Raw genomic sequence first — 258 nt, forward strand, 5'->3', positions numbered from 1 at the left:
TCTGCGTCAGGCAGGGCCGTCATCCGATGGTCGAGCAACTCCTCCTCGACAGCTATGTCCCCAACGACATCGACCTCAGCGCCAACGGGACCCGTGCGCTCCTCGTCACGGGCCCCAACATGGGCGGCAAGTCCAGCTACGTGCGGCAGGTCGCGCTGATCGCGATCATGGGCCAGATCGGGTCGTACGTGCCCGCGGAGTCGGCGACGCTGGGCATGCTCGACGCCGTGTTCACACGCATGGGCGCTTTCGACAACT

1 protein-coding gene is annotated in these 258 nt (G+C 65.9%); it reads left to right on the forward strand.

Features of this window, described 5'->3' with window-relative positions; translation table 11 throughout:
* Positions 1-26 precede the first annotated feature (26 nt).
* A partial coding sequence (locus PZC42_RS24925; protein ID WP_277214300.1) for a MutS-related protein occupies positions 27-258 on the forward strand: 232 nt, incomplete at its 3' end.

Origin of the sequence: Isoptericola croceus, assembly GCF_029382255.1 — a bacterium.
Lineage (GTDB): Bacteria > Actinomycetota > Actinomycetes > Actinomycetales > Cellulomonadaceae > Isoptericola > Isoptericola croceus.